Genomic DNA, 26,198 nt, shown 5'->3' on the forward strand with positions numbered 1-26,198 from the left:
ATGGCAAATCCCCGGCCCTCATTCTTGTTCGAGCAGGCGCTTGTGGCGCAACTGCCACCGTATGCGGAACTGCATTGCCTGACTAATTTCTCGTTTCTGCGTGGCGCGTCGCATCCGCATGAACTGGTCGAGCAGGCGATGTCGCGCGGCTATAGCGCGCTCGCGATCACCGATGAATGCTCGCTGGCAGGCGTCGTGCGCGCACACACGGCGGTAAGAGAAATCAAGCAGGAGCGGGACCGGCAACAGAAGGAGCGCGAACACAAAGCGAAAGCCGCGCAAGTAGGAACCTTTCTGGAAGAAGCAGCAAAGCCGACGCCCACAAATCCAGGGGGCTCGCAACAGGACGTCCCACAACAGGACGTCCCACAACAGGAAGCCCCACAACAGGAAGCCCCACAACAGGAAGCCCCACAACACGGACCCACTGAGCAAGAGCCGCTAAAACCCATCCCTCACCTCATCATCGGCAGCGAACTGAATCTGACGGACGATGCAGGCGAACCGTTCTGCACACTGGTTGCGCTCGCAACCAACCGCAATGGCTACGGCAATCTTTCCGAACTGATCACGCTCGCCCGCTCGCGTGCCGACAAGGGCAGCTATCGCCTCAGTCCGTCCGATTTCACCGATGCATTGCCGCATCTCGAACATCTCAAGACCTTGCCCGATTGCGTCCTGATCCTCGTGCCGCAACGCACGGCGACGCTCTCACATACATTGCGTTGTGCACATTGGCTGGCATCGGTCGCTCCGCAACGCTCATGGATCGCACTCGAACTCTGGCAAACCGGCAGCGACGATCTTCAGATTGACGCGTTGCGGATGATTTCAAAAGCGAGCGGTTTGCCTCTGGTGGCGGCAGGGGGCGTCCTGATGCATGCGCGATCGCGCAAGCCATTGCAGGACACCCTGACCGCGATCGGTCTCGTCACCCCGCTATCGGCATGCGGCCACGCGCTGGAGGCGAATGCCGAGCGGCATATGCGCACGCGTGTGCGGCTCGGCAAACTATATCCGCGCGACACGCTTGAAGAAACGCTGCGCATCGCCGCCCTATGCCGCTTCTCGCTCGACGAACTGAAGTACGAGTATCCGGAAGAACTGGTGCCCGCCGGCGAATCGCCGTCGAGCTATCTGCGCAAGCTGGTCATGGCCGGCGCAGTCGAACGCTGGCCGAATGGCATGGATCTGAAGCGAATTGGTCAGATCGAGAAAGAGCTGCTGCTGATCGCCGAGCTGAAATACGAAAAATACTTCTTGACGGTGCACGATATCGTGAGCTTCGCGCGTTCCAGAAACATCCTGTGCCAAGGCCGCGGCTCGGCGGCGAACTCGATCGTGTGCTACTGCCTGCATGTGACGGAGATCGATCCGGTACACATGAACATGCTGATCGAACGGTTCATCTCGCGCGCGCGTAACGAACCGCCTGATATTGATGTCGATTTCGAGCATCAGCGTCGGGAAGAGGTGATTCAATATATCTATGGGAAGTACGGCCGTCATCGCGCTGCGCTCACTGCATCGCTGATCACCTATCACGCACGCAGTGCGCTGAAGGACGTCGGCAAGGCGTTGGGACTCGAAGCATCATTGATTGAGCGGATCAGTAAATCGCAGCAGTGGTGGGACGGCACGGATGCGGTCGCCAAATATCTGGCCGAAGCGGGCTTCGATGCCACATCGCATATCACGCAGAATCTGATTCGCCTTACCAAAGAGTTGCGCAACTTTCCGCGTCATCTGTCGCAGCACGTCGGTGGCTTTGTGATCGCGAAAGACAAGCTGTCACGGCTCGTGCCGATCGAGAATGCGACGATGCAAGACCGTAGCGTGATCGAATGGGACAAGGACGATATCGATGCGCTCAAGCTATTGAAAGTCGACGTGCTGGCGCTCGGCATGTTGTCGGCTATCAGGCGCGCGCTGGAGTTCGTTGCATTGCGGCGCGGCTTTCCGAAATTCAGGGTGCAGGATATTCCGCGCGAGGATCGAGCCGTCTACGAAATGTGCGGCCATGCCGATACGATCGGCGTATTCCAGATTGAATCGCGTGCGCAGCAAAGCATGTTGCCGCGGCTGAAGCCGAACAAATACTACGATCTCGTGATCGAAGTCGCGATCGTGCGGCCCGGGCCGATTCAGGGCGGCATGGTGCATCCGTATCTGCGTCGCAAGCAAGGTCTGGAGGCGGTGGACTACGCGAAGGATGAGTTGCGGCCCGTGCTGGAGCGCACGCTTGGCGTGCCGATTTTCCAGGAGCAGGTGATGCACCTCGCGATGGTTGCGGCGCACTACACTGGCGAGCAAGCGGATCAATTGCGACGAGCGATGGCCGCATGGCGGCGCACCGGCAATTTGGCGAAGTATCAGAAAGATCTAACCGAACGCATGCTCAAGCGAGGCTATGAACCCGAGTTTATCGCGCGCATCTGCAAACAGATCGAAGGCTTCGGCGAATATGGCTTTCCTGAAAGCCATGCGGCAAGCTTCGCATTGCTCGTCTATCTCAGCGCGTGGCTGAAACGTTATGAGCCGGCCGCTTTTCTGGCGGGATTGCTGAACAGTCAACCATTGGGTTTTTATTCGCCGTCGCAACTCGTGCAGGATGCCAGGCGGCACGGCGTCCAGGTATTGCCGCCCGACGTGACCTTGAGCGATTGGGAATCGACCTTCGAAAGACGCGGTCACGAAGGGCAGCGGATTTCATCGAGCGAGACCTGTTTGCATCGTCAGCAGGGCGTACTATCCGCGCAGCAATTACGCGATCTGTCGTTACGGCGCTTCACGGTGGCCCGGACGATCCGGCGCGCGGCAAAACAGCTGACCGCACGCGTATTCCAATCGTCGAAAACCTATGGTGTGCGCGGTCCGGCAGTACGCATTGGCATGCATCTGATCAAAGGCCTTTCGCAGGTGGCTGCCGAACGCATCATGGCGGCTCGTAGCGACGCGCACTTTGCCGACGTCGACGATCTGACGCGCCGCGCGGCCTTGACGCGGCGCGATCTCGAAGCGCTCGCCGCGGCGAACGCGCTGGTCAGCATCGCGGGCCATCGGCGCGAAGCGTGGTGGGCGGTAACCGCGCAGCAGGCGGTGCCCAAACTGCTGCGCGATGCGCCGATCGCCGAAGCGCCGTTGGTATTGCCGCAGGCCGCCGAAAGTCGCGAGATCGTCGACGATTACGCGAGCATCGGCCTCACGCTCAATCGTCATCCGCTCGCGCTATTGCGCGAACGTCTTGCCAGGCAGCGTTTTCGCACGGCGGCAGAACTTGCCGCGTGTCAGCACGGCACGCTGGCGCGCGCCTGCGGCATCGTCACCGTGCGGCAGCGGCCGGGCACGGCAAACGGCACCGTGTTCGTTTCCATCGAAGACGAAACCGGTTCGATCAACGTGATCGTCTGGCCATCGCTGGTGGAAAAGCAGCGCAAGGTGCTGCTGGGTTCATCGTTGCTGGCGGTGTATGGCGTCTTGCAGCGCGATGACGGCGTTTCTGCCGGCGGTGACAGCGCTGGCAACGTGGTGAACGCAAATGAAGCGGGCAAGGCGAAACGGAAACAGAAGGGCGAGGTGATCCATCTCGTCGCGCATCGACTCGAGGATCACAGCGAGTGGCTCGGCGAACTGGCCACGGCGAGCCGCGATTTTCATTGATGCCGACCTGCCGTGGTTTAGCTTGCAGGTCCAACGCCAGGCTGGCGTGCCGCCGGGCCGTGGAAACGCGGATAGTACCTGCCGTGGTTAAGCGCGCGGCCGGGCGCTACGCCGCTGCCTCGCCCCGCCATGGAAATGCGGCCAGCACTTGCCGGATCGCAACGTCGAATGGCGTGCGGCGGCCAATGCCGAGCGCCGCGAGCCGGTCCGACGCCAGGTGGCAGTTATGCGGACGCGGCGTCGCGTCGGTGGGTGTATGTTGTGGCGTCAGTTGCGCATCAAGTTGCAGCGCTTCTGCCAGCCGCACGGCGATTTCATACTTGTTCATCGGCTCGTCGCCCGACCATTGCACGATGCCGCGGATCGCATCGCCACGCGCATGCCGTTCGAGCATCTGCCGGATCGCGAACGCAACGTCCGGCGTAAAGGTCGGGTAGCGAATCGCCCATGCATCCATGGCGGCGGCGTTGCCCTCGCGTGAAGCCGACGCGGCAATCGCCGGCACGAGACTCGTCACCGCTGATTCTGCCCAAGCGACGATCGGCCCATATAGCAGCGGCAAACGCAGCACGCAGCCGAGATCGGTGGATTCCGCCAGTGCGCGCTCGCCTTCGAGTTTGCTGTGCCCATAGGCATTGAGCGGTGCGGGCGCGGAATCGTGCCGATAGGGTGGGTGGGCGCCGTCGAACACGTAGTCGGTTGAGATCGAGAGCGTCCATGCGCCGCGCCGCTTTGCCGCCGCGGCCAGGGTGCGCACCGCATCGACGTTCAAGGCCCGGGCGAGCGCCGGATTGTGCTCGCACACATCCGGCCGGCGTTCCGCAGCGGCAATCACGAGCGCGTCCGGCACTTCGCGCTCGACAAATTGCTCGACCGCCCGCGCATCGCGAATATCCAGCGCAACAGTGTTCCGCCCCGGCCGGCTGAACGCCGTGGCGACAACTCGCCAACCGGCCTGCTGTGCCAGTTCGTCGACGAGGGCCCGGCCAAGCAGCCCGGAAGCACCAATGACGGCAACCTTGAACATAACGGTCGCTCGCTCGCTCAGCGGGCCGGGCCGCTGGTCACGCTGATAACCGTGTAACCGGCCTCGTCGATTGCGGCCTTTAGCGTGTCAGCCGGCTGCGCCGATTCGACCGCCACGCGGCCCGATGCCAGATCGACCTGGACCTGGGCGGCTTCATCGTGTTCACGGATCGCATTCGTGACCGCCGCCACGCAATGCTGGCAGCTCATGCCTTCTACCTGGAATTCGATCGTCATTGGGATTGCCTCGAAAAAATGAATGTTGCGATGATTGAATTATGCCTGCCGACGCGTAGTTGAGTGGCTGACCTTCCCACTATGGGAAGGTGTATGATCGGCGCACACACTGGGGAAACAGTCATGAATATCGGTGAAGCGGCCCGCGCGTCGGGCGTCACGGCGAAGATGATTCGCTATTACGAAAGCGTGGGCTTGCTGGCGGCAAAGTCGCGCACGAGCGCCGGCTACCGCGTATACGGGCCGCAAGAGGTTCATTCGCTGCGTTTCATCCGGCAGGCGCGCCGTCTTGGTTTTCTGGTCGAAGATATCCGCCGGTTGCTGGCGCTGTGGCACGACCGGTCGCGCGCCAGCGCCGAAGTGAAGGCGATTGCGCTGGAGCACGTCGCGGAACTCGATCGCCGCATTGCCGAGCTGACCGACATGCGCGACACATTGGCGCATCTGGCGGACCATTGCCACGGCGACGAGCGCCCGGATTGCCCGATTATCGAGCGGCTAGCCGACACCGATCTGGTGTCGGGGAAGGGTTGCTATCCGATTTGAAAGCGCTGGGTGCAACCTGACGCAGGATTTGTCTTAGCCGAACGCCAAAACGCACAGAAATGGTGCCAAATAATTGGGGGGAATATCGATTGACTCATGGAAGTCACTTTGAATTTATATAAATCAATGGCTTAGATGCACCACGGGCGTGCACCATTCCAAAACGGAATGCACGTCATGCGGGCATTTCACTAGCAAGGTTGCACCATAAGGCTATAATGCGGGTTAACCCTTTTACGGGAAATCCCTGATGCAAAACTCACCGGGGATTCAATGTGATCCTTGGAGAACATCATGTTTGCATACGTACTTGAAAAGTTGAGCACCTGGTTTGAAACCGCAGAACGCAGCCGTCGTGAAGCCTACCTGGCATCGTCGTCGGATATCGTTCAGCTCGAACAGCGCATCCGCTCGCTCGAAACCAACGGCTACTCGCTGTAAGTTTCAACTGCATCACGTTTGACCCGGCAGCGCTCATGCGCAGCCATCGCAGTAAAGTGTTGAGCCCCGTATAGACGGGGCTTTGTCACATCTGGACCGCGAAAATTTCATGGCAAGTGGCGCTTCAAAGCGACTCACGGCGAATAACGACTAGCCTGACGGTTGCCGCCGCGGTAAGGTGAAGCGTTTTCTGCGTTATCCGGCATTCTCAAACTCAACCGGTCCGCCCATGCTTCCTGTCCGCTTGCTCAAATCCGCCCTGGCCATGGCCGTCGCAGCCTCGCTGGCAACAGTGGTTGCAGTACCGGCGGCTTTCGCTGCGTCGAGCGACAACGCCCGCCAACCCGTGATACTCGACTCGCAAAGCGGCATTAGCGACGGCCAAAGCGGCACCGTGTTGCAGACCGCGCCGCTCTCGCGGCAGCCGATCGTCGGGGCGCAGCCCATCGCAACGCCCACGGAGTTGGCGCCGAATTCGTCGATGCCGATCGTGGTCGCGCCCTACATCCCGTTGCCTGTCGGCGGCGGCACGCCGTCTCCACAACCGCAGCCACAACCTCGTCCCGTGCCGCGTGCGCAATAAGCGTCTCCGGCGCGATATCTTCCAGTCGTTTCTTTTCCTTTTTTCCATCCGCTGATGCTTCGAGCGGCGGTGCCTCTGTCGTGCGGCCGCATGTGCACGCGCACCTTCGGCTAACGCGCGAGGCACTGCATACGCCATTCGGGTTTCGGCGCATGGCGTGTGCGAAACGGTCCGACGACAATCGTTGCGCGCTTTCTCGCCAGCGATGCGGGCCATGCGCAGTGCGCAGCGCCATTGCATCGAATGAAAACAGAACAAGGAGACATCAAATGCCTACTCACTGGATGCGGCGTATCGCCGGCACCTGCGCCACGTTGATCGCGCTGATCGTACCCGCGGCGCTGCCCGGTGTCGCGCTCGCCAAAGACACACCGGAAAAGCCCACGTTGACGATGGCCGTCGGCGGTTTGCCAGGCCTTTACTATTTGCCGGTACTCGCCGCACAGCAGTTGGGATACTTCAAGGACGAAGGGCTCGACGTCACGCTCGAAGATTTCGCGGGCGGGTCGAAGGCGTTGGAAGCGGTCGTGGGCGGCAGCGCCGACGTGGGCGCCGGCGCATTCGAGCACACGTTGTTCATGCAGGCAAAGGGGCAACACTACCGCGCGTTCGTGCTGATGGGCCGCGCGCCGCAGATCGTCGTCGCGGTGCTGAAATCGAAGGCGGACCAGATCAAGACATTGGCGGACTTCAAGGGGGCCAAAGTTGGCGTGAGCGCGCCGGGTTCGTCGACGGATCTGGTGCTTACCGTGGCTCTGCGCAAGGCGGGCGTACAGCGCAACGAGATTTCGGCGATCGGCGTGGGCAGCGGCGCCACGGTACTGGCCGCGGTGAGCGGCGGTCAGATCGACGCGTTGTCCAATGTCGATCCGATGATGACCAAGCTGACGCGTAGCGGCGCGATCAAAGTGCTGGTCGACACGCGGACCGTGAAGGGCACGCAGGAGGTATTCGGCGGGACGATGCCGGCGGCGACGCTCTATGCATCGGAGACTTTCATCCAGAAGTATCCGAAGACGACGCAGGCGCTCGCCAATGCGATCGTGCGCGCGGACCACTGGCTGCAGACCGCGAGCGATGCCGACTTGCTGAAGATGGTGCCGCCGGCCTATTTGCTCAACGACTCGGCACTCTATGTGGAGGCCTTCCACAACGTGCGTGACGCCTATTCGCCGGATGGTTTGATGCCTGCGGATGGTCCGGCGACCTCATTACGCGCCTTGTCGTCGTTCGATAATCGCCTCGATCCGAAAAAGATCGATCTGAACGCGACCTATACCAACGACTTCGCCCGCAAGGCAGCGGCGCAACTCAAGTAGGCGCTCTGGTGGCGGATGATTTACCCGGTCGCGCGCGTATGCGACCGGGGGCGCTGCTCGATCGCCAAGATACAAGTTTGCGCGGAGCCTGCAACGCGGCTCAATCGCCGCGATATTCGACCTTGAACTGCGCGGCCTTGTCCTCGCCGAGCGCCTGAACCAGCCAGGGCATCTGGTCTTTCAGTGTTTTTGCCAGCGTGTACGGCGGATTCAGGATGAACATGCCGCTGCCGAACAAGCCGAAGCCGTCGGTCGGCGGATTGCTGACGGTCAGGCTCACATGCAGCCAGTTGCGCTCCTGCAGCTTCTTCAACTGATCGGGGAAGCGCTGCGATTCCAGGCGTCTTACCTGCGGATACCAGACCGCGTAGGTGCCGGTCGGAAAGCGCTTCAGGCTTTCTTCGACGCAGCGCAGCGTACGCGTGTAATCGCGCTTGTCTTCGTACGACGGATCGAGCAGCACCAGCGCGCGGCGCGGCGCGGGCGGCAGCAACGCGAGGATGCCGTCGAAGCCGTCGCCCGCGTAAAGCATTGCGCGGCGGCCTGCGTCGCGGAAATTATGGCGCAGCACGTCGATTTCAGTGGTGTGCAGTTCGAACAGGCGCATGCGATCCTGCTCGCGCATCTGCCGCCACGCGATATACGGCGAGCCCGGGTAGAAGCGCAACTGGCCATCCGGATTCAGCGCGCTCACTTCGTCGACGTAATCCGCGAAGATCGACGGCAGGTCGTTACGCTCCCATAGTTTGGCGATGCCGGTCTGGAACTCGCCGGTTTTGGTCGCGTAGCCTTCCTTCAGCGAATAGACGCCGGCGCCTGCGTGCGTGTCGATATACCAGTAGGCTTTGTCCTTCTGGCCGAGGTAGCGCAGTAGCTGCAACACGACGGCGTGTTTCAGAACGTCGGCGTGATTGCCTGCATGAAAGGCGTGGCGGTAGCTGAGCATGATGAGGAGACGCTGAAAGAGGGCGGCCGGTCCAGGGCGGATTCGGCGATGCGAGTGCAATGCGGCAGCACAACTGAAGTGCGGCGCGGTCGCGTATTGTACGCGACGCCGCGTTGCGCGCCGTATTGCATTGCGCGCGACACAGCCCCGATGGTACGCGAGCCATGTCCCGCAGTCCCGGGTTCTGGCGCGCGGCCGGTCAGTCGTAGGCGTCGCCAATGATCTCCTCGATCCGCTGCTTGAGCTCCAGCGTGATCCGCTCGGCTACATCGGCGGATTTCATGTTCTCACCGATCTGTTCGACGCGCGACGCGCCGGTGATGACCGTGCTTACATGGGGATTCTTCAGAATCCACCCAATCGCCAACTGGCCGACCGTGCAGCCCAGCTCGTCGGCCACGTCGCCCAGCTTGCCGACCACGTTGTTCTTGCCGGCATCGGTGAGCTGCTTGCGCAGCCAGTCGTAGCCTTGCAACTGTGCGCGGCTATCGGCAGGTACGCCGTCGCGGTACTTGCCGGTGAGCAGGCCGGACGCGAGCGGACTCCATGTGGTGAGCCCAAGGCCGATATCCTCGTAAAGCCGCTTGTATTCCTGCTCGACACGTTTGCGGTGGAACAGGTTGTACTGCGGCTGCTCCATGACCGGTTTGTGCAGATGATGCCGCTCAGCGATCTCGTAAGCCGCGCGGATTTCGTCGGCGCTCCATTCAGACGTGCCCCAGTACAGTGCCTTACCGCGCGTGATCATGTCGCTCATGGCCCACACGGTTTCTTCGACCGGCGTGTTCGGGTCAGGACGATGACAGAACACCAGATCGACATAATCGAGCTGCAGGCGTTTAAGCGATGAATCGATCGCGTTCAGCAAATATTTGCGGTTCAGCGTGTAGTACTGGTTTGGCGCTTCGTTGAGCCCCCAAAAGAATTTCGTCGATACCACATAGCTCACGCGCGGCCACGCCAGTTCCTTGAGTGCCTGGCCCATGATCTCTTCGGATTGGCCGCCGGCATACACCTCCGCGTTGTCGAAGAAGTTGACCCCCGCATCGCGTGCGGCTGCAAGCGACTCGCGCGCTGCGCCACGATCCACCTGATTGCCGTAAGTGACCCATGAGCCGATGGACAGTTCGCTGACTTGCAGGCCGGAGCGGCCCAGACGTCGATAATTCATGCATTCCTCCTTGGTAGTGATGCCGCCGGAATTCCACTGAAACGTCTAGTTTAAAGAGATAAGGCTCGATGTGCGTTTTACGGATGTAGTCCACACGGTTCATGCACAATAGCAGCGTCGGGCGCAGTGCAGCATTCAGCCAAACGGCCTATGCCGTTTGGCTGACTTCACGCCGCCTGCGGCCCGTGGTGTCATTGCTCATCAACTGCATGGAGGTTCTGGATGTCGTCACTGAACACGAATCTGAATGGCAAGGTCGCGGTGGTTACCGGTGCCGCGAGCGGTATCGGCAAGCAGATTGCGCTCACGCTTTCTGCGGCGGGCGCGGCGGTCGCGATCGCCGACCTGAATCAGGACGGCGCAAACGCTGTCGCTGAAGAAATCAAAAAGGGTGGCGGAAAGGCAATCGGCGTGGCGATGGACGTCACGAATGAAGACGCCGTCAACCAGGGCATCGACAAAGTCGCGGCCGAGTTCGGCTCGATCGACATTCTGATTTCCAACGCCGGCATCCAGATCGTCAATCCGATCGAAAACTACTCGTTTTCCGACTGGAAGAAGATGCAGGCCATCCACGTGGACGGCGCCTTCCTCACCACCAAGGCCGCGCTCAAGCACATGTACAAAGACGATCGCGGCGGCATCGTGATCTACATGGGCTCGGTCCATTCGCACGAAGCGTCGCCGCTGAAGTCCGCCTATGTGACGGCCAAGCATGCGCTGCTGGGGCTCGCGCGCGTCCTGGCCAAGGAAGGCGCGAAACACAATGTGCGCTCGCATGTGGTGTGTCCGGGTTTCGTGCGTACGCCGCTGGTCGACAAGCAGATTCCCGAGCAGGCCAAGGAGCTCGGCATCAGTGAAGAAGACGTGGTCAAGCACGTGATGCTGGGCGGCACGGTCGACGGCATCTTCACCACGGTGGAAGACGTCGCGCAGACGGTGCTGTTCCTGTCAACTTTCCCGACTGCGGCGCTGACCGGCCAGTCCTTTATTGTGAGCCACGGCTGGTACATGCAATAAGGAGGCGCCCATGGCGCAACGCAATCTCAAGCGGGCGCGCGTTGGCGCGCCCGGCGGCGGGGAAGGCGAGGGCGCTGGTCCGGCGCCCGCCGCGTATCCCGGCCAGCAGCTCCAGTTGCCGAACTACGAAACCGTTGCGCTGATGCTGCAAGGCGGCGGCGCGCTGGGCGCCTATCAGGCCGGCGTCTTTCAGGGGCTGTACGAAGCCGGCATCGAGCCGAACTGGCTCGCTGGCATTTCGATCGGCGCGCTGAATACGGCCATCATCGCCGGCAATCCACCGGAAAAACGCGTCGAGCGGCTGCTGCAATTCTGGGAGACGATCTGTCAGCCGGCGTTCGGGCCACCGTTGCCGGCCTTTGTCGAGCACGCGCTGTTCAATTCCAGTGAGGCCGTTCGCAAGGCCTTCACGGCGACCCAGGCGATGGGCGCGATCGTGGAAGGGCAAAAGGGCTTTTTCGTGCCGCGTTTCCCGCCGCCGCTGCCCGCCGTCTCCGGGCCGCCGCAACTGGCGAGCTACTACGACACCACGCCGCTCAAGGCTACGCTGGAGGCGCTTTGCGATTTCGACCGCATCAATTCCGGCGATATGCGTGTGTCGGTGGGTGCGGTCAATTGCGGTACAGGCAATTTCGCCTACTTCGATAACACGCATACGAAACTGAGGCCTGAGCATTTCATGGCCTCAGGGGCGTTGCCGCCGGGTTTCGCGGCGGTCGAAATCGACGGCCAGTATTACTGGGACGGCGGTTTGATGTCGAACACACCGCTCTATGAGGTGATTCAGACCACGCCTCGTCGCGATACGCTCGCGTTCCAGGTCGATCTATGGAGCGCGATCGGGCCGGTGCCGGACAACATCACCGATGTTCAAGGGCGCGTGAAAGACATCCAGTATTCGAGCCGCACACGTCTCGTGACCGATATGCTGCAACGTTCGCAGCGTTTCCGGCATGTGCTGCGCGAGGTGCTCGATCGCGTGCCGTCTGACCAGCGCGACGACCCGTGGTGCAAGCTGGCGGATGAACTGTCGTGTTCGAAGCGCTATAACGTGATCCACCTTATCTATCGGCAGAAGGAATACGAAGGGCACTTCAAAGACTTCCAGTTCGGCCTTTCTACAATGCGTGAACATTGGAAAAGCGGCCTGGAAGATATCCGCCAATCGCTTGCTCAACCCGATTGGCTCGACATGCCGGATAACGACGCAGGTTTTGTCACGCACGATATCCATCGGGATGCGCGCGGAAACGGTCGTGGGTGACAGAAGTAGGTCACGTCAGCAGTTGACGGCGGCGGGGCGTGTCGGCCGGTGACAATCACACGTCCAGCAACAGCCGGCCAATAAAAAACGGCGCCCGAAAGGGCGCCGTTTCTACAAGCAGTTCAAGCCGCAACAGCCAGGCAAAGCGCGCGCGATGAACGCCCGCGCTCCGACATGCCTTACTTCAGCACGTGAGCGATCGCGCTAGCCACCACGTCGAGGTTGCGCGTATTCAGCGCAGCCACGCAGATGCGGCCCGTACCGACTGCATAGATGCCGAACTCTTCACGCAGACGGTCCACTTGCGGCGCTGTCAGACCCGAGTACGAGAACATGCCACGTTGTGCGTTCACGAAGCTGAAATCGCGACCCACGCCGTTTGCCTTCAGACGTTCGACCAGGCCGTTGCGCATTGCACGGATACGGTCGCGCATTTCGGCGAGTTCCGTTTCCCACGTGGCGCGCAGTTCAGCCGATGCGAGCACCGCCGCAACCACCGAGCCGCCGTGCGTGGGCGGGTTCGAGTAGTTCGTGCGGATCACACGCTTCAGCTGCGACAACACGCGAGCCGATTCTTCCTTGCTTGCCGTGATGATCGACAATGCGCCGACGCGCTCGCCGTACAGCGAGAACGACTTCGAGAACGACGACGACACGAACACGTTCAGTTCCGATGCCGCGAACAGACGCACCGCAGCAGCGTCGGATTCGATGTTGTCGCCGAAACCCTGGTAAGCGATGTCGAGGAACGGCACCAGATTGCGCGCCTTGACGACTTCGACGATCTGCTTCCATTGGTCGACAGTCAGATCGACGCCGGTCGGGTTGTGGCAGCACGCGTGCAGCACGACAACCGTGCCTGCGGCATAGCTATTCAGCGCGTTCAGCATGCCTTCGAAGTTCACGCCATGCGTGTGCGCGTCATAGTACGGATAGGACACGACTTCGAAGCCGGCGCTTTCGAACAGCGCACGATGGTTTTCCCAGCTCGGATCGCTGATCGCGACCTTGGCGTTCGGGTTCAGGCGCTTCAGGAAATCGGCGCCGATTTTCAGCGCGCCCGTGCCGCCCAGTGCTTGCGCCGTCACGACGCGACCTGCGGCGATCAGCGGCGAGTCGTTGCCGAGCAGCAGCTTTTGCACTGCAGCGTCGTAGGCAGCGATACCTTCGATAGGCAGATAGCCGCGCGGCAGCGCGGCTTCGACGCGTGCCTTTTCCGCTTCGCGCACGGCGCGCAGCAGCGGAATCTTGCCTTCTTCATTGAAGTACACACCAACGCCAAGGTTGACCTTGGTGGCGCGCGCATCGGCGTTGAAGGCTTCGTTCAGGCCCAGAATCGGGTCGCGGGGAGCAAGTTCGACGGCGGAGAACAGAGACATGATGGTGGGCAGCAGTAGTGAAAAGAGGGCGGCTTCGAGCGCGGGCGGCCCGGCCAACGGTGTCTGACGGACGATTCATTCAGAGGGCGGGTGGGCATCGACGAGCGAGCGCAACTTGGCATTGTAGCGAATTCGCAGGCATTTTTCGGGCGACAAAGCCCGCTGGACTGAATTATTTGCTTGAAAAACAGGCACCAAGGCGCCATTTGCCCTTTCTCCACTGCCCCCGCAACCCCTACGCAGGCCCGCTCGGCTCGGGCTCCCGCAACCCGTTAGAATAGTTCTTTGCCCAAGGCCCGGTGCCGCTCCCCATGTCCGAACACCATCTGACTGAAGCCGACGAAACGCTCGACGAATCCAAATTCGTTGCGTTCGAAGGCTCGCCGTTCCAGCTGTACCAGCCGTATCCGCCCGCCGGCGACCAGCCGACGGCGATCGACACGCTCGTCGAAGGCATTGAGGACGGCTTGTCGTTCCAGACGCTGCTCGGCGTGACCGGCTCCGGCAAAACCTTCACGATGGCCAACACCATCGCACGGCTCGGCCGGCCGGCGATCGTGTTCGCGCCGAACAAGACCCTCGCCGCGCAGCTCTACTCGGAGTTTCGCGAGTTCTTTCCGCGCAATGCGGTCGAGTACTTCGTTTCGTACTACGACTACTACCAGCCGGAAGCGTATGTGCCGCAGCGCGACCTGTTCATCGAGAAAGATTCGTCGATCAACGAGCACATCGAGCAGATGCGGCTGTCGGCCACCAAGAGCCTGATGGAGCGGCGCGACGTAATCATTGTCGGCACGGTGTCGGCGATTTACGGTATCGGTAACCCGTCGGAATATCACAAGATGATTCTGACGCTGCGTACTGGCGACAAGCTCGGCCAGCGCGACATCATCGCCCGGCTGATCGCGATGCAGTACAACCGCAATGAAGCCGACTTCCAGCGCGGTTCGTTCCGCGTGCGCGGCGACACGATCGATATTTTCCCGGCTGAGCACGCGGAAATGGCGGTGCGCATCGAGTTGTTCGACGACGAGGTCGAGACGCTGCAACTGTTCGATCCGCTCACCGGCCGCGTGCGGCAGAAAATTTCGCGTTTTACCGTGTACCCATCGTCGCATTACGTGACACCGCGCGACACCGTGGTGCGCGCGGTCGAAACGATCAAGACCGAACTGCGCGACCGGCTCGAGTTCTTCTATAGCAATGGCAAGCTGGTCGAAGCGCAGCGGCTCGAGCAGCGCACCCGCTTCGATCTGGAAATGTTGCAGGAGTTGGGTTTCTGCAAGGGCATTGAGAACTACTCGCGGCACTTCTCGGGCGCCGCGCCCGGCGAGCCGCCGCCAACGCTGGTCGACTATCTGCCGCCCGACGCGCTGATGCTGCTCGACGAGTCGCACGTGCTGATCGGCCAGCTGAACGGCATGTACAACGGCGACCGGGCGCGTAAAGAGAATCTGGTCGACTACGGTTTTCGCTTGCCGTCGGCGCTCGACAATCGCCCGCTCAAGTTCAACGAGTTCGAACGCAAGATGCGTCAGGTGGTGTTCGTGTCGGCCACACCGGCCGATTACGAAAAGAAAACGGCGGGGCAGGTGGCCGAGCAGCTGGTGCGTCCTACCGGCCTCGTCGATCCGGAAATCGAGGTGCGCCCGGCGCGTACGCAGGTCGACGACGTGCTCGCCGAGATCAACGAGCGCGTCAAAGTAGGCGACCGCGTGCTGGTGACAGTGCTGACCAAGCGGATGGCGGAGCAGCTGACTGAGTTTCTGGCCGACCATGGCGTCAAGGTGCGCTACCTGCACAGCGACATCGATACGGTCGAGCGGGTGGAAATCATTCGCGATCTGCGGCTGGGCACGTTCGACGTGCTGGTCGGGATCAACCTGCTGCGCGAAGGGCTGGATATTCCCGAAGTCTCGCTGGTCGCGATCCTCGACGCGGATAAGGAAGGCTTCCTGCGCGCCGAGCGCTCGCTGATCCAGACCATCGGGCGGGCGGCGCGTAACGTGAACGGCAAGGCGATTCTCTACGCGGATAGGGTGACCGATTCGATGCGCCGCGCTATCGACGAAACCGAACGGAGGCGCGCCAAGCAGATCGCCTACAACCTGGAGCACGGCATTACGCCGCGCGGCGTGGTCAAGCGGATTCGCGACATCATCGACGGGGTGTACAACGTCGACGATGCCCGCGCCGAGTTGAAGGAGCAGCAGACTCGGGCGAAATTCGAAGACATGTCCGAGAAGCAGCTTGCCAAGGAGCTCAAGCGTCTCGAAAAACAGATGATGGAGCACGCCAAGAATCTCGAGTTCGAAAAGGCCGCACAAACTCGCGACCAGCTGGCGCTGTTGCGGCAGCGCGTGTTCGGCGCGAATGTCGGCGACCACGTGCCCGGCGTCGATTAAACCCCCTTCCTGTTCAGGGCGCGGCAATGTGCCGCGCCTTGTCTCTCCTCGCCTTACACCCCGCCAACCCCTTCGCCCGCGCTTTCCTTAAGACCGCCTTAAGGCCCTGTTCCCATAAGGCTTTGCGCGCGTTCTCGTTTGTTCTCCCTGCCGATCAATGATAAACTCGACCAATATTGAGAATAGTTCGCATTATCGTTCGTAATGAAATTGTCTGCGGTCTGTCCTCTGTCAGAGGGCGCCGGGGCCGCGGCATAAAACGCACGTGCGCCGCACTGTTCCAATGGGTTCGATTCCAGTCTGATAAAAATAAGGAGTTTCAATGCGGATTTCTTCATTTGTGCGTGGCGGCGCAGCAGCGGTGGCCACGGTAGCGGCGCTTTCCGCAACGGCAGCGGAATACCCGATCGGCAAGCACCAGATTCAGGGTGGCATGGAAATCGGCGCGGTTTATCTGCAGCCGATCACGATGGAACCCGAAGGCATGATGCGCAAGGCGTCGGAATCGGACATCCACCTTGAAGCCGACATCCATGCGGTCAAGAACAATCCGACGGGTTTCGCCGAAGGCGACTGGATGCCGTATCTGCAAGTTCGTTATGAATTGACGAAAGCCGGTTCGAGTCAGACCCAGAAGGGCGACATGATGGCGATGGTCGCCAACGACGGTCCGCACTACGGCGACAACGTCAAGCTGCAAGGCCCGGGCAAGTATCACCTGAAGATGATCGTCGAGGCGCCGATGCAAACCGGCCACATGGCGTTCGGTCGTCACGTCGACAAGGAAACCGGCGTGGGTCCGTGGTTCAAGCCGATCACGCTCGAATACGATTTCACGTTCGCGGGTATCGGCAAGAAGGGCGGTTATTGATCGCCGCCGACGCAGATCATCACGCCTCGTCACGCATCGCTGCGTGACGAGGCGTGAATGAGTGAATGCAAGCAGCAGGCGGCGCACGGGCGATGTGACCCGCTCTGCGCCGCGTTTTCCGGAAAGGCTAATGAGAATTAACCGAAAGATCGCGATGCTCGCCATGCTGGCGTCGCTGGCCGGCGCCGCCCACGCCGCCGATTTGCCCACATTCAGCCTGGAAATGAATGACGGCAAGCTCAATCCGGCGCGCATCGAAGTGCCGGCAGGGCAGCGCATCAAGATCGCGATACGCAACACCGGCAAGGGCGCGGCTGAGTTCGAAAGTGTGCAGCTGCGCAAAGAAAAGGTGTTGGCGCCGGGTGCGGATTCGTTCGTCGTGATCGCTCCGCTGGAACCAGGCGAGTACAAGTTCTTCGACGATTTCCATCAGCAGGCGCAGGGCGTGATCGTCGCGAAGTAGCGGCTTGGGGCGCGAGCGCACGCCTCGAACAAAAACGGGTTACGCGTTCGCCAAAGCACTAGCAGGGTAGAAGGGAGAGCTTGAATGGGTCAGATTCTATTCATCGTGTGGCGGGAAAGTGTCGAGGCGTTGCTGGTCGTCGGCATCCTGTACGCGTGGTTGAAAAATGGCGACGACGATGCGCGCCGCGGTTTGCCGTACCTGTGGGGCGGCGTCGCGGCCGGTGTGGTCGCGGCGGTTGCACTCGGCGCGGCGCTGGTCGGTTTCACCGACGTGCTCTCCGGTGACGCGCAGGATTATTTCCAGACCGCAATGGTGCTGGTCGCATGTGTGCTGATCGTGCAGATGGTGCTATGGATGAAGCAGCACGGCCGGTCGCTCAAGCGCGACATGGAACAGTCGCTGCAAAAGAGTCAGCGCGATTCGAACTGGTGGGGCGTCGCGGTGCTGGTCGCATTGGCGATCGCGCGCGAAGGCAGCGAAACGGTGATCTTCCTGTACGGTCTCGGCTTTGGCCAATCGGGTCACGTGGACGGCAACCAGATGCTCGCGGTGGTGATCGGCCTCGGTCTTGCGTTCCTGACCTTCTACGTGCTGCAGTTGGGCGGCAGGTATTTCTCGTGGCGGCTCTTCTTCCGCGTCACCGAAATCATGCTGCTGTTCCTCGGCGCGGGCCTGTTCCAGACCGGCGTCGACAAGCTGATCGACAAGGAAATCCTGCCGACGATCATCGGCCAGATGTGGAACTCCTCAGCCATCCTCGACGACTCGAGCACCTTTGGTTCGCTGGTTGCGACGCTCACCGGTTATCGCGCCCATCCGGCGCTGATGAATCTGGTCGCCTACACCGTGTACTGGCTGGTCGTCTATCTGCTGGTGCGTCGCGTGAATCGCAAGCCGGCGCAGCAAGCCGCAGGGCGCGCAGCATGAGTGCCGTCATGACCCGCCCGGGCCGCCTCGCCGCGGCCGGGCAGTGGATGCAGCGTCATGGCGGCCTGATCCGCGGCATTCAGTGGGTCGTGGTGGCGGTGTACGCGTTCCTGATTCTCGTGCCGGCGGTGATGCCGCTGCCGGACGACACCGCGCATCTGTGGAACAACCTGACGCTGGCGGCTCAGTTCGTGTTCTGGGGCATTTGGTGGCCCTTCGTGCTGCTGTCGATGGTGATGCTTGGCCGCGTCTGGTGCGGCGTGTTGTGCCCGGAGGGCGCGCTCGCGGAATTCGCCAGCAAGTATGGCCGCGGTTGGGCGATTCCGCGCTGGATGCGCTGGGGCGGCTGGCCGTTCGTCGCATTCGGCATGACCACCATCTACGGGCAGATGGTCAGCGTCTACCAGTATCCCAAAGCGGTGCTGCTGGTGCTCGGCGGCTCGACCTTCGCGGCGATGATCATCGGCTTGCTGTACGGACGCGAGAAGCGCGTCTGGTGCAAGTATCTATGCCCCGTCAACGGGGTTTTCTCGCTTCTCGCGCGTCTCGCGCCGTTCCACTACAAAGTCGATGAAGACGCGTGGCGCCGTTCGTACAAGAACGGCGAACATGGGCATCGCGTGATTCCGATCAATTGCGCGCCGCTGCTGCCGCTGCGCAATATGAAGGGCGCCTCGGACTGCCATATGTGCGGCCGTTGCAGCGGGCATCGCGACGCGATCGCGCTGACGTGGCGCGCGCCGTCGTCGGAAGTCGTGCAGCTCGGCGACAAGCAGGCGAACCCGTGGGACACCGCGTTGATCCTGTACGGCCTGCTCGGCATCGCAATCGGCGCGTTCCACTGGACCGCTTCGCGCTGGTTCGTCGACCTGAAGATGTTCTTCGCCACGTGGCTGGTCGATCATGACATCACCTGGCCGCTCGACACGAACGCGCCGTGGTTCCTGTTCACGCATTACCCTGAGCAGAACGACGTGTTCTCGTGGCTCGACGGCACGATGGTGATCGGCTACATCCTCGCCACGGCGCTGGTGTACGGCACGGCGCTGCTGGTGCTGCTGATGGGCGCGACGCGCATGCTGGGACGCTTCAACACCGTGCGTCTGCATCATTTGGCGCAAGGCCTGATTCCGATTGCCGGCGCAGGGGTATTCCTTGGCTTGTCGGCGACCACGCTGTCGCTGCTGCGCGCGGAGCATATGTCGTTGTGGTGGGCGTCGGATATGCGTATCGCGATCCTGGCGATCGCCAACCTGTGGAGCGCGTGGCTCGCCTGGCTCGTCACACGCCGCTATAGCGCGCGTTTCCTTCAACGCGGTCTCGCGATGGTGTGGTTCGCCGCGGCGCTGGCTGTGGTCGATAGCGCATGGTGGCTGATGTTCTGGGGCTGGGCTTCGAAGTAGGTCTTAACGCTTCGAAGAGGCGCTGTCGAGATCCGATCGGCGCCGTGCAAAAAACAGAAAGCCGTGGAGATGATCACATCCCACGGCTTTTTAATTTTCTGCATGTGCGATACACGTCGTTTCGTGCATCCGCATTGGGTGAGAACCAAAAAAGCGGCCTGGCTGGCTGCGACGGCTGGCTTGATGTCTGCACGAAGGGGTCTAGTTCTCACGTGCAAGCCGTCGTGGCTGGCTAATGCCCAACACCTCTCGAGGAGGTGGTCCCCACAATACCCGATACGTACTTCTATTCGTTCTTGCCTGTTATTTCGTCAGGATCAGCTTGCCTAGGCGCGTTGCACGCAACTGGTAGGTCTCGCCGTTATGCACGATGCTGACGTGGCTATGTCCTTGCAGCAGTGCGTCGCTGCGCACGACCCGATCCGGCTTCTCGCTCGTGCTGCCGACGCGATCCGCTGCGGGCTTCGCGACGGTTGCCGTCGCCGTCGATGTTTTCGGACGGCTGGTCAGCGCGGCCGCCGGGCGGCGCAAGCTGAGTGTTGAAGAGCGCGTGAGATCGGTCATTCGTTTTAGCTGTTGGTCGATTCGATGAGTTGATTCTAAATGATAACCATTCCTATTTACAAGAAAGGGAAATTCATCGGATTCGACTTCCGATAGCTGAATGACAGCGGAGCGGGACGGCGGGAGAGGGCGGCGAAGCAGGGCACTTCCGGCCGGCCGTTCCGGGACGGCCGCACACGCCGGGAGGATGACGGCCGGCGATGCACAGGCCCGTGGTCGCCGGTGACGGTGCGGGCAGAGCGCCCGCACAGGATTCAATGCAACGAACCGGGTTCCTGCTTGGTCTGCACGTACTGGCGGATCAGCCGCACGGTATCGATATCGTTCTCGCGATATGCCGACTTCACGATTTCCTGCGTCTGCACGGCGTCCTGGTCGTTGGATACGGGCAGGGTGGTTGCGTATTCGAAGCGCAGGAACAACTGCAGTTCGTCAGGCTGCTCGATAGTCATCGTCAGCGAGCCGCCGACATAGTCCGCCGTCGGCAGAATGTCATAGCGCACGCTCTGGCGATCCTGCAGCGTGACACGGTCGCGCACGGTGGCCTGGCCATAGTGCAACTCCCGTTCGAGGGTGTCGCCCTCGCGCGAAAGGATGGTGCAGCTGTCGAGTCCGATCACGAACAGTTGCGGCTGTTCGGCGCGCAGCACGAGACCCTCCCATAACTGCTCGCGGGTCATCGCGTCGACAAACGGATTCAACGGATCGTTGATCTGGATAAGGTGTTCGAAATTCAAAACGGCAGCTTCCTATGAAAGCGTTGCGAAACGTTCAGCCCGGCTGAGCCAACCACTCCATTGTCGCGCTCAGCGAGCTATCGCGCCAATGTGCCGACGCGCGAGACTCGCATGGCTTCAGGCCACGGCAAGACCAGAACGGATCGCAATCGAATGCGTGAGGATCTTGTGAACTGGGCACGCATTGGCAATCTGCAAGAGCCGTTCCCGCTGTTCGTCGGACAAATCGCCTTCCAGCATGATCTTGCGGTCGATGGTCGAGCCCGCGTCGCCGGTTTCGAGCGACAGCGCCACGCGCACGTCGGTGAGTGGCCAGCCCTTACGCTGAGCGTACATCTTCAGCGTGATCGACGTACAGGCACCGAGGCTCGACAGCAACAGCGCGACGGGCGCCGGCCCGCGATCACCGCCGCCAAGCGACTCGGGTTCGTCGGCGAGCCATGTGTGCTTGCCGTCGTCGAAAAGGACCTGGAAATTTGTCGAACCAATGTGGGCGGTGACGGTGGACTCTGCCATGCGCGCTCCTGAACAGGGACGGAAATCGCCGCGCGCCACGGTCCGTCATGGCTCGACGGCGCGGCGTACGGCATGAATCGCTATTGTGAACGAATTTACCCGCCTTCGCGCCCATGTGCAGCGGCGCGGGCGGCGTGGTGAGCGCCGCGCCACCGCAATCGTGAGCGGCAACACGCGCCGGCCCGGCCGATCAATGGGTGATCGCGCCCATGCGCCCAGCCTGGTAGTCGACGACCGCCTGGCGGATTTCCTCTTCCGTGTTCATCACGAACGGGCCGTAACGTACCACCGGTTCTTTCAGCGGCACGCCACCGAGCAGCAACACTTCGAGCGGCTCGGCGCCGGCCGTCAGCATGACCGACTCGCCGTCGTTCTGAAATACCACCATCTTCTGCGCGTCGATTTCCTGGCGCGCGTCGCCTTCGCCGTAAAAGCCCTTGCCCGACAGGCTGTAAGCGAACACCCGGTAGTCGGCCGGCACGGGTTGCTGGATCGTCGCGCCCGGTTGCAGCGAGAAATGCTGATACAGGATCGGCGTGCGCGTTTCGATCGCTGCCTTCGCCCCGAGCGCTTCGCCCGCGATGACCTTGACGCGCACCTTGCCGTCCGCGGACGTCGCGACCGGAATGCTGGCCGACGATATCTCCTGGTAGCGCGGCTTCATCATCTTGTCGCGGCGCGGCAGATTCACCCATAGTTGCAAACCGTGCACGCGCCCACCGGTGCGCACGAACGACGGATCCGGCATCTCACTGTGCACGACGCCCGCGCCTGCAGTCATCCATTGCACGTCGCCGGCATGCAGGGTGCCTGAATGGCCTGCTGAATCCTTATGGCCGAGCTGGCCCTCGAGCACGTATGTGACCGTTTCGAAGCCCCGATGCGGATGATCCGGCGCGCCTTTGGCCTCGCCCGGCGCGTAGTCGATCGGCCCCATTTCGTCGAGCAGCAGAAACGGATCGAAATCCATCAGCAGGCGGGTCGGAAACGGGCGGTGGACGATAAAGCCGCCACCTTCGGTCGCGCGAACGGCGGGAAACGTGCGTTCGATCGTGCGTGTCGTGGTCATCAAAGTCACCTTGAAAAATGGGGAATAGCGTTATTTTTGAAACATAGCGCTATTATAGGGACCGTTTTCCTAGGCACCAGCCGCCATCGCGCAATGGATTGTCCTATTACTGGAACGATGAGATGAAAATCGATTCACACAATCTGAATGATCTGATGTATTTTTCGCAGGTCGTCGAACACGGCGGTTTTTCCGCCGCCGAGCGCGTGCTGGGCATTTCCAAGTCGCGCCTCTCGCGCCGGCTGACCGAACTGGAAGCGTCGCTGGGCGTGCGTTTGCTGCAGCGCTCCACCCGCAAGCTGGCGCTCACTGAAGCCGGCGAGCTCTTCTACCAGCACTGTCAGGCGATGCTGAGCGAGGCTCAGGCGGCCGTCAATGTCGTGCAGCAGCTGCGCTCGTCGCCGCGCGGCACAGTGCGTGTGAGTGTGCCGGTGACGATTTCGCAGACCATCCTGTCGCAGATCCTGCCGGAATTCATGCATCGCTACCCGGAAGTGCGCGTAGTGATGCGTGTGACGAACCGCGTGGTCGACCTGTTTGAAGATTCGATCGATGTCGCGTTGCGCGTGCGCTCCGATCCGCCGGAAAACGCCAATATCGTGGTGCGGCCGTTGTGGCGCACGCAGCAGATGCTGGTCGGCGCACCAAGCCTCTTGCAGCAAAATGCGCCGCCGCTGTTGCCGGCCGATCTGAGCCGCTTCGAAACGCTCGATGTGCCGACCGGGGATGGCCGCCATGTCTTCAATCTGATCGCCCCCGACGGCACGCGCCACGCGCACGAACACGAGCCACGCCTCGTCACCGCCGATCTGATGACGATTCGTGAAGCGGTGCTGTCCGGCGTGGGTATCGCCGCGGTGCCGGAAATGATGTATGGCAGCGCGTTGCGCGCGGGGCAGTTGTCGCCGGTGATGCCGGGCTGGACTTTGCCGACGCCGCAGTTGTACGCGGTATTCGTGTCGCGGCAGGGGATGGTGCCGGCGGTGCGAGCGTTCGTCGATTATCTGGTCGAAATGCTCGATCCGGACGAAGGCAAACACATCGCGGGCGAGTGTCCGACGCGTACCGCGCCAGAGGCCGCCGTGCAGCCGGTTCTGACCATCGCTTCATAGCACTTATTGCACGCGGCGACATCGCTTTTAGCATTTAAGCGCCGCCTGTCATGAGTACTTTCAATGACAGTTTGCTTGAATGCGCGCGCTCACAGGCCTATAGTGAAATCCCTTCGCTAAGGAGTCTCTTATGCGGAAACTCATGGCCGCTATGATAGTCGGCCTGATAGGGCTGAGCGCGCTGTCCGTGTCGATCACGGCTGTCGCATGCGGTGACTCGAGCTATCAATCTTCTTCGACCGATGGCAAATAATCCCGCCGCCCGAAGGCGCCGAGTGCGCACAAAAAAGGCCTTCATCTGACGATGAAGGCCTTTTACTTTTAGCCCCTGTTTCAAGGGCGTTTCTGTCTTTTTCGGCAGGCGCTGCTTAACAGTGGCGCGAAGGGGCAAGTGGTGCGTTTCTACGCGCGAGCCCCTTGACAGACCGGTTGCCAGGTCATTTGCCTTTAGGCTGCGTGACGAAGCCGATCTTCGTAAGACCACCGGCCTGCGCCGCCGACATCACTTCCGCCACCTTCTCGTAGGCGACCTTGCGGTCAGCATCCAGATGCAGCTCCGGCTGCGGATTCGCTTGCGCAGCTTCTGCAATCTTCGCGCGCAGCGTTGCGTCGTCGACCTTCTTGTTTTCCCACAACACGTTGCCGTCCGCATCGACGGCGACTGTCACTTGCGCGGGCTTGGTGTCTTCCTTCTGACTGCTTGCATGCGGCAGATCGATTTTGACCGCGTGACGAATCACCGGGATCGTCACCATGAAGACGATCAGGAGAACCAACATCACGTCGACGAGCGGCGTCATGTTGATTTCGTTCATCAGGCCGTCGTCATCGTCGCCGGCGAAGGGGCTCATTGCCATCGGAATGCCTCGTCGATCAGTGAGCGCGCGTGGCGAGGCGCAATCCGTCGCCGCGTTTGGACGACGACAGACGGGCGCCCGTCACGAAGAAGGCGTGCAGACCGTGCGCAAAGCGGCTCAGCTTGGCGACGAGCGCCTTGTTGGCGCGCGTCAGTGCGTTGTAGCCGAGCACGGCCGGAATCGCGACGAACAGGCCGAACGCGGTCATGATCAGCGCTTCGCCGACCGGGCCCGCGACCTGATCGATCGACGACTGGCCGCTCGCGCCGATCGCCAGCAGCGCGTGATAGATGCCCCACACCGTGCCGAACAGGCCGACGAACGGCGCCGTGCTGCCGATCGAGGCGAGAATCGCCAGACCGCTTTGCATGCGTGCGACGCTTTCATCCATCGTGTCCTTCAGGCAGCGCGTCACCCAATCCGACACGTCCATGCGATCGTGCAGATGCGGCTGCGTCTGATGGTGGTGATCGGCGGCTTCCTGGCCCGACAGCGCGAGTGCGAGGAACGGATTGTCCTGCGGCGTCGACGATCCGGCACCGAGCTTCTTTACGCCGTCGGCGAGATCGTCCGAATGCCAGAACTGTTGTTCGGCGTTCTTCGTGAGACGTTTCAGGCGCATCACATTCCAGCCTTTGATGACGATCACGCTCCACGACATCGCCGACATGATCAACAGCGCGAGCGCGATACCGCGCGTCACGAAATCCCCTTGCGCCCACACGTGCGCCAATCCGTAGTTTTGCATTGCAATTCCTTCTTTTAAATTCTGCCTCAATCGTTCAGATTGAAGTTGTAAGGCTGGGTGTACGCGGCCCGAATCGGCTGGCCATTCTCGAGATAGGGCTTGCAGGCACTCGCATGCGCCGCGGCAACCGCGGCATCGTCGAGGCGGTTGAAACCGCTGCTTTTCTTCAGTTCGATGCTCTCGAGCTTGCCCGTCAGTCCGACTACGAACTTCACATAGGCGGTGCCGGTTTCACCGCGTCGCCTGGAAAGCGACGGGTACTCTGGCGTGACCATGTTGCAGTCGATGTGCGAAACGTTCTTCGGCGCGGTGATTTCCATCATCGGACGGCCGACTGCCGGTGCAGCCTGAGCGGGTGGTGCAGCCGGCGCGGGCGGCGTTGGCTCAGCTGCAGCAACAGGCGTGGGCGACGGCGCGGCGGCCTCGGGCAACGGCGCAGGCGTCGGCCTGAGCGTTGGCGCCGGCTTTGGCTGGACTTTGGGCCTGGTATGAACCGGCGGCACCGGTTTGGGTGGCGGCGGCGCGATCGATTGCAGTGCGACGGGCGCAGCGGCCGGCGCCAGCAGCTGCGCGGTCATGACGCGCGATTCGAGTGACGGTTGCACGGGTTCATGACGCAATGTCAGGACCACTGCAAGCAACGCGACGTGAATCGCCGCGACCACGGCAGTCGCGATCAAGGCACGGGAATTCATTCGGGCGGACGACGCCGGCGTGGCGCCGGCTGAAACGGGATGCGCGGCCTGCATATTAGCGTGGCGACGCGCCGTCGATGCGGCACGTCAGACAAGACATCGTCATGTTCGGAAGATCAGCAACGAAATGAACAAGGTAGTCACGAAACCAATCAGCAATTCCATCTCGAACTCCTTTTAACGGGTGAGCGGGTAGCTGGCTGGTACGGATACTGGCTTGCTGACGGCAGTGGGAT

At 61.4% G+C, this 26,198-nt stretch carries 25 protein-coding genes; 13 read left to right on the forward strand and 12 right to left on the reverse strand.

From position 1 onward, the window contains the following. Positions 1 to 3,660 carry an error-prone DNA polymerase gene (locus tag AYM40_RS05405; protein ID WP_063495326.1) on the forward strand — a complete coding sequence of 1,220 codons (3,660 nt, stop codon included), beginning with the start codon at positions 1 to 3 and terminating at the stop codon, positions 3,658 to 3,660. A gap of 106 nt (positions 3,661 to 3,766) precedes the next feature. Here AYM40_RS05405 and AYM40_RS05410 read toward each other — a convergent pair whose 3' ends face one another. Further along, positions 3,767 to 4,687, reverse strand: coding sequence for a dTDP-4-dehydrorhamnose reductase family protein (locus AYM40_RS05410; RefSeq protein WP_063495327.1), 921 nt, complete (start codon positions 4,685 to 4,687; stop codon positions 3,767 to 3,769). 17 nt (positions 4,688 to 4,704) lie between these two features. Beyond that, positions 4,705 to 4,923, reverse strand: coding sequence for a heavy-metal-associated domain-containing protein (locus AYM40_RS05415; RefSeq protein ID WP_063495328.1), 219 nt, complete (start codon positions 4,921 to 4,923; stop codon positions 4,705 to 4,707). 123 nt (positions 4,924 to 5,046) lie between these two features. Between AYM40_RS05415 and cueR the strand changes: the two genes are divergently transcribed. From cueR to AYM40_RS05430, 4 genes are all read left to right on the forward strand, one after another. Then, the gene (cueR, locus tag AYM40_RS05420) at positions 5,047 to 5,469 is read left to right on the forward strand and encodes a Cu(I)-responsive transcriptional regulator (protein ID WP_063497851.1); all 423 of its coding nucleotides are present in this window, start codon (positions 5,047 to 5,049) and stop codon (positions 5,467 to 5,469) included. A 294-nt stretch (positions 5,470 to 5,763) separates the two neighbouring features. After that, a complete protein-coding gene (locus tag AYM40_RS38035) occupies positions 5,764 to 5,910 on the forward strand; it encodes a DUF3563 family protein (protein WP_074284875.1) in 147 nt (48 codons plus the stop codon). A 229-nt stretch (positions 5,911 to 6,139) separates the two neighbouring features. Next, positions 6,140 to 6,493 (forward strand): hypothetical protein, encoded by a 354-nt coding sequence (locus tag AYM40_RS05425; protein ID WP_063495329.1) that lies wholly within the window; start codon positions 6,140 to 6,142, stop codon positions 6,491 to 6,493. 269 nt (positions 6,494 to 6,762) lie between these two features. Next, positions 6,763 to 7,812 (forward strand): ABC transporter substrate-binding protein, encoded by a 1,050-nt coding sequence (locus AYM40_RS05430; RefSeq protein WP_063495330.1) that lies wholly within the window; start codon positions 6,763 to 6,765, stop codon positions 7,810 to 7,812. 100 nt (positions 7,813 to 7,912) lie between these two features. Here AYM40_RS05430 and AYM40_RS05435 read toward each other — a convergent pair whose 3' ends face one another. Together AYM40_RS05435 and AYM40_RS05440 are read right to left on the reverse strand one after the other, a co-directional pair. Then, positions 7,913 to 8,758, reverse strand: coding sequence for a 23S rRNA (adenine(2030)-N(6))-methyltransferase RlmJ (locus tag AYM40_RS05435; protein ID WP_063495331.1), 846 nt, complete (start codon positions 8,756 to 8,758; stop codon positions 7,913 to 7,915). A 199-nt stretch (positions 8,759 to 8,957) separates the two neighbouring features. Next, positions 8,958 to 9,929, reverse strand: a complete 972-nt coding sequence (locus AYM40_RS05440; RefSeq protein WP_063495332.1) for a potassium channel beta subunit family protein — start codon at positions 9,927 to 9,929, stop codon at positions 8,958 to 8,960. Between the two features lie 222 nt (positions 9,930 to 10,151). Here AYM40_RS05440 and AYM40_RS05445 point away from each other — a divergent pair, with 222 nt between their 5' ends. After that, the gene (locus AYM40_RS05445) at positions 10,152 to 10,949 is read left to right on the forward strand and encodes a 3-hydroxybutyrate dehydrogenase (protein ID WP_063495333.1); all 798 of its coding nucleotides are present in this window, start codon (positions 10,152 to 10,154) and stop codon (positions 10,947 to 10,949) included. Positions 10,950 to 10,959: 10 nt separating this feature from the next. Next, positions 10,960 to 12,213 carry a DUF3734 domain-containing protein gene (locus AYM40_RS05450; RefSeq protein ID WP_063495334.1) on the forward strand — a complete coding sequence of 418 codons (1,254 nt, stop codon included), beginning with the start codon at positions 10,960 to 10,962 and terminating at the stop codon, positions 12,211 to 12,213. 179 nt (positions 12,214 to 12,392) lie between these two features. On the opposite strand, the gene AYM40_RS05455 is transcribed toward AYM40_RS05450, so the two are convergent. Next, positions 12,393 to 13,592, reverse strand: a complete 1,200-nt coding sequence (locus tag AYM40_RS05455) for an amino acid aminotransferase (protein WP_063497852.1) — start codon at positions 13,590 to 13,592, stop codon at positions 12,393 to 12,395. A gap of 311 nt (positions 13,593 to 13,903) precedes the next feature. On the opposite strand from AYM40_RS05455, the gene uvrB reads away from it, so the two are divergent. The 5 genes from uvrB to AYM40_RS05480 all read left to right on the forward strand — a co-directional run bounded on the left by uvrB (position 13,904) and on the right by AYM40_RS05480 (position 19,664). Beyond that, positions 13,904 to 15,997, forward strand: a complete 2,094-nt coding sequence (gene uvrB, locus AYM40_RS05460; RefSeq protein ID WP_063495335.1) for an excinuclease ABC subunit UvrB — start codon at positions 13,904 to 13,906, stop codon at positions 15,995 to 15,997. 322 nt (positions 15,998 to 16,319) lie between these two features. Beyond that, positions 16,320 to 16,868, forward strand: coding sequence for an iron transporter (locus tag AYM40_RS05465; RefSeq protein ID WP_063495336.1), 549 nt, complete (start codon positions 16,320 to 16,322; stop codon positions 16,866 to 16,868). A gap of 130 nt (positions 16,869 to 16,998) precedes the next feature. Then, the gene (locus tag AYM40_RS05470; RefSeq protein WP_063495337.1) at positions 16,999 to 17,331 is read left to right on the forward strand and encodes a cupredoxin domain-containing protein; all 333 of its coding nucleotides are present in this window, start codon (positions 16,999 to 17,001) and stop codon (positions 17,329 to 17,331) included. An 84-nt stretch (positions 17,332 to 17,415) separates the two neighbouring features. After that, a complete protein-coding gene (locus AYM40_RS05475) occupies positions 17,416 to 18,261 on the forward strand; it encodes an FTR1 family iron permease (RefSeq protein ID WP_063495338.1) in 846 nt (281 codons plus the stop codon). Beyond that, positions 18,258 to 19,664: a 4Fe-4S binding protein gene (locus AYM40_RS05480; protein WP_082854955.1), complete on the forward strand. Its 1,407-nt coding sequence runs from the start codon at positions 18,258 to 18,260 to the stop codon at positions 19,662 to 19,664. The genes AYM40_RS05475 and AYM40_RS05480 overlap by 4 nt, the downstream gene beginning before the upstream one ends. A gap of 303 nt (positions 19,665 to 19,967) precedes the next feature. Here AYM40_RS05480 and hemP read toward each other — a convergent pair whose 3' ends face one another. The 4 genes from hemP to AYM40_RS05500 form a co-directional block, all read right to left on the reverse strand. Beyond that, positions 19,968 to 20,228, reverse strand: a complete 261-nt coding sequence (gene hemP / locus AYM40_RS05485; RefSeq protein WP_063495339.1) for a hemin uptake protein HemP — start codon at positions 20,226 to 20,228, stop codon at positions 19,968 to 19,970. A 254-nt stretch (positions 20,229 to 20,482) separates the two neighbouring features. Continuing rightward, the gene (locus AYM40_RS05490; protein ID WP_063495340.1) at positions 20,483 to 20,965 is read right to left on the reverse strand and encodes an SRPBCC family protein; all 483 of its coding nucleotides are present in this window, start codon (positions 20,963 to 20,965) and stop codon (positions 20,483 to 20,485) included. Between the two features lie 117 nt (positions 20,966 to 21,082). Then, positions 21,083 to 21,481, reverse strand: a complete 399-nt coding sequence (locus tag AYM40_RS05495) for an OsmC family protein (protein ID WP_063495341.1) — start codon at positions 21,479 to 21,481, stop codon at positions 21,083 to 21,085. Positions 21,482 to 21,671: 190 nt separating this feature from the next. Then, on the reverse strand, positions 21,672 to 22,550 hold the full coding sequence (locus AYM40_RS05500) for a pirin family protein (protein ID WP_063495342.1): 879 nt from the start codon (positions 22,548 to 22,550) through the stop codon (positions 21,672 to 21,674). A gap of 122 nt (positions 22,551 to 22,672) precedes the next feature. Between AYM40_RS05500 and AYM40_RS05505 the strand changes: the two genes are divergently transcribed. Beyond that, a complete protein-coding gene (locus AYM40_RS05505) occupies positions 22,673 to 23,662 on the forward strand; it encodes a LysR family transcriptional regulator (protein WP_063495343.1) in 990 nt (329 codons plus the stop codon). 437 nt (positions 23,663 to 24,099) lie between these two features. On the opposite strand, the gene AYM40_RS05510 is transcribed toward AYM40_RS05505, so the two are convergent. From AYM40_RS05510 to AYM40_RS05520, 3 genes are read right to left on the reverse strand one after another with little or no spacing between them, the layout of a single operon-like run. Beyond that, on the reverse strand, positions 24,100 to 24,519 hold the full coding sequence (locus tag AYM40_RS05510) for an ExbD/TolR family protein (RefSeq protein WP_063495344.1): 420 nt from the start codon (positions 24,517 to 24,519) through the stop codon (positions 24,100 to 24,102). 16 nt (positions 24,520 to 24,535) lie between these two features. Beyond that, entirely contained in the window at positions 24,536 to 25,267 is a 732-nt protein-coding gene (locus AYM40_RS05515) for a MotA/TolQ/ExbB proton channel family protein (RefSeq protein WP_063495345.1), read from the reverse strand. A gap of 26 nt (positions 25,268 to 25,293) precedes the next feature. Next, complete coding sequence (locus AYM40_RS05520; protein ID WP_063495346.1) at positions 25,294 to 26,016, reverse strand: energy transducer TonB; 723 nt, start codon at positions 26,014 to 26,016, stop codon at positions 25,294 to 25,296. Positions 26,017 to 26,198: the final 182 nt, after the last annotated feature.

The sequence above is a fragment of the Paraburkholderia phytofirmans OLGA172 genome, from assembly GCF_001634365.1.
In the GTDB taxonomy this organism is placed as follows: Bacteria; Pseudomonadota; Gammaproteobacteria; order Burkholderiales; family Burkholderiaceae; genus Paraburkholderia.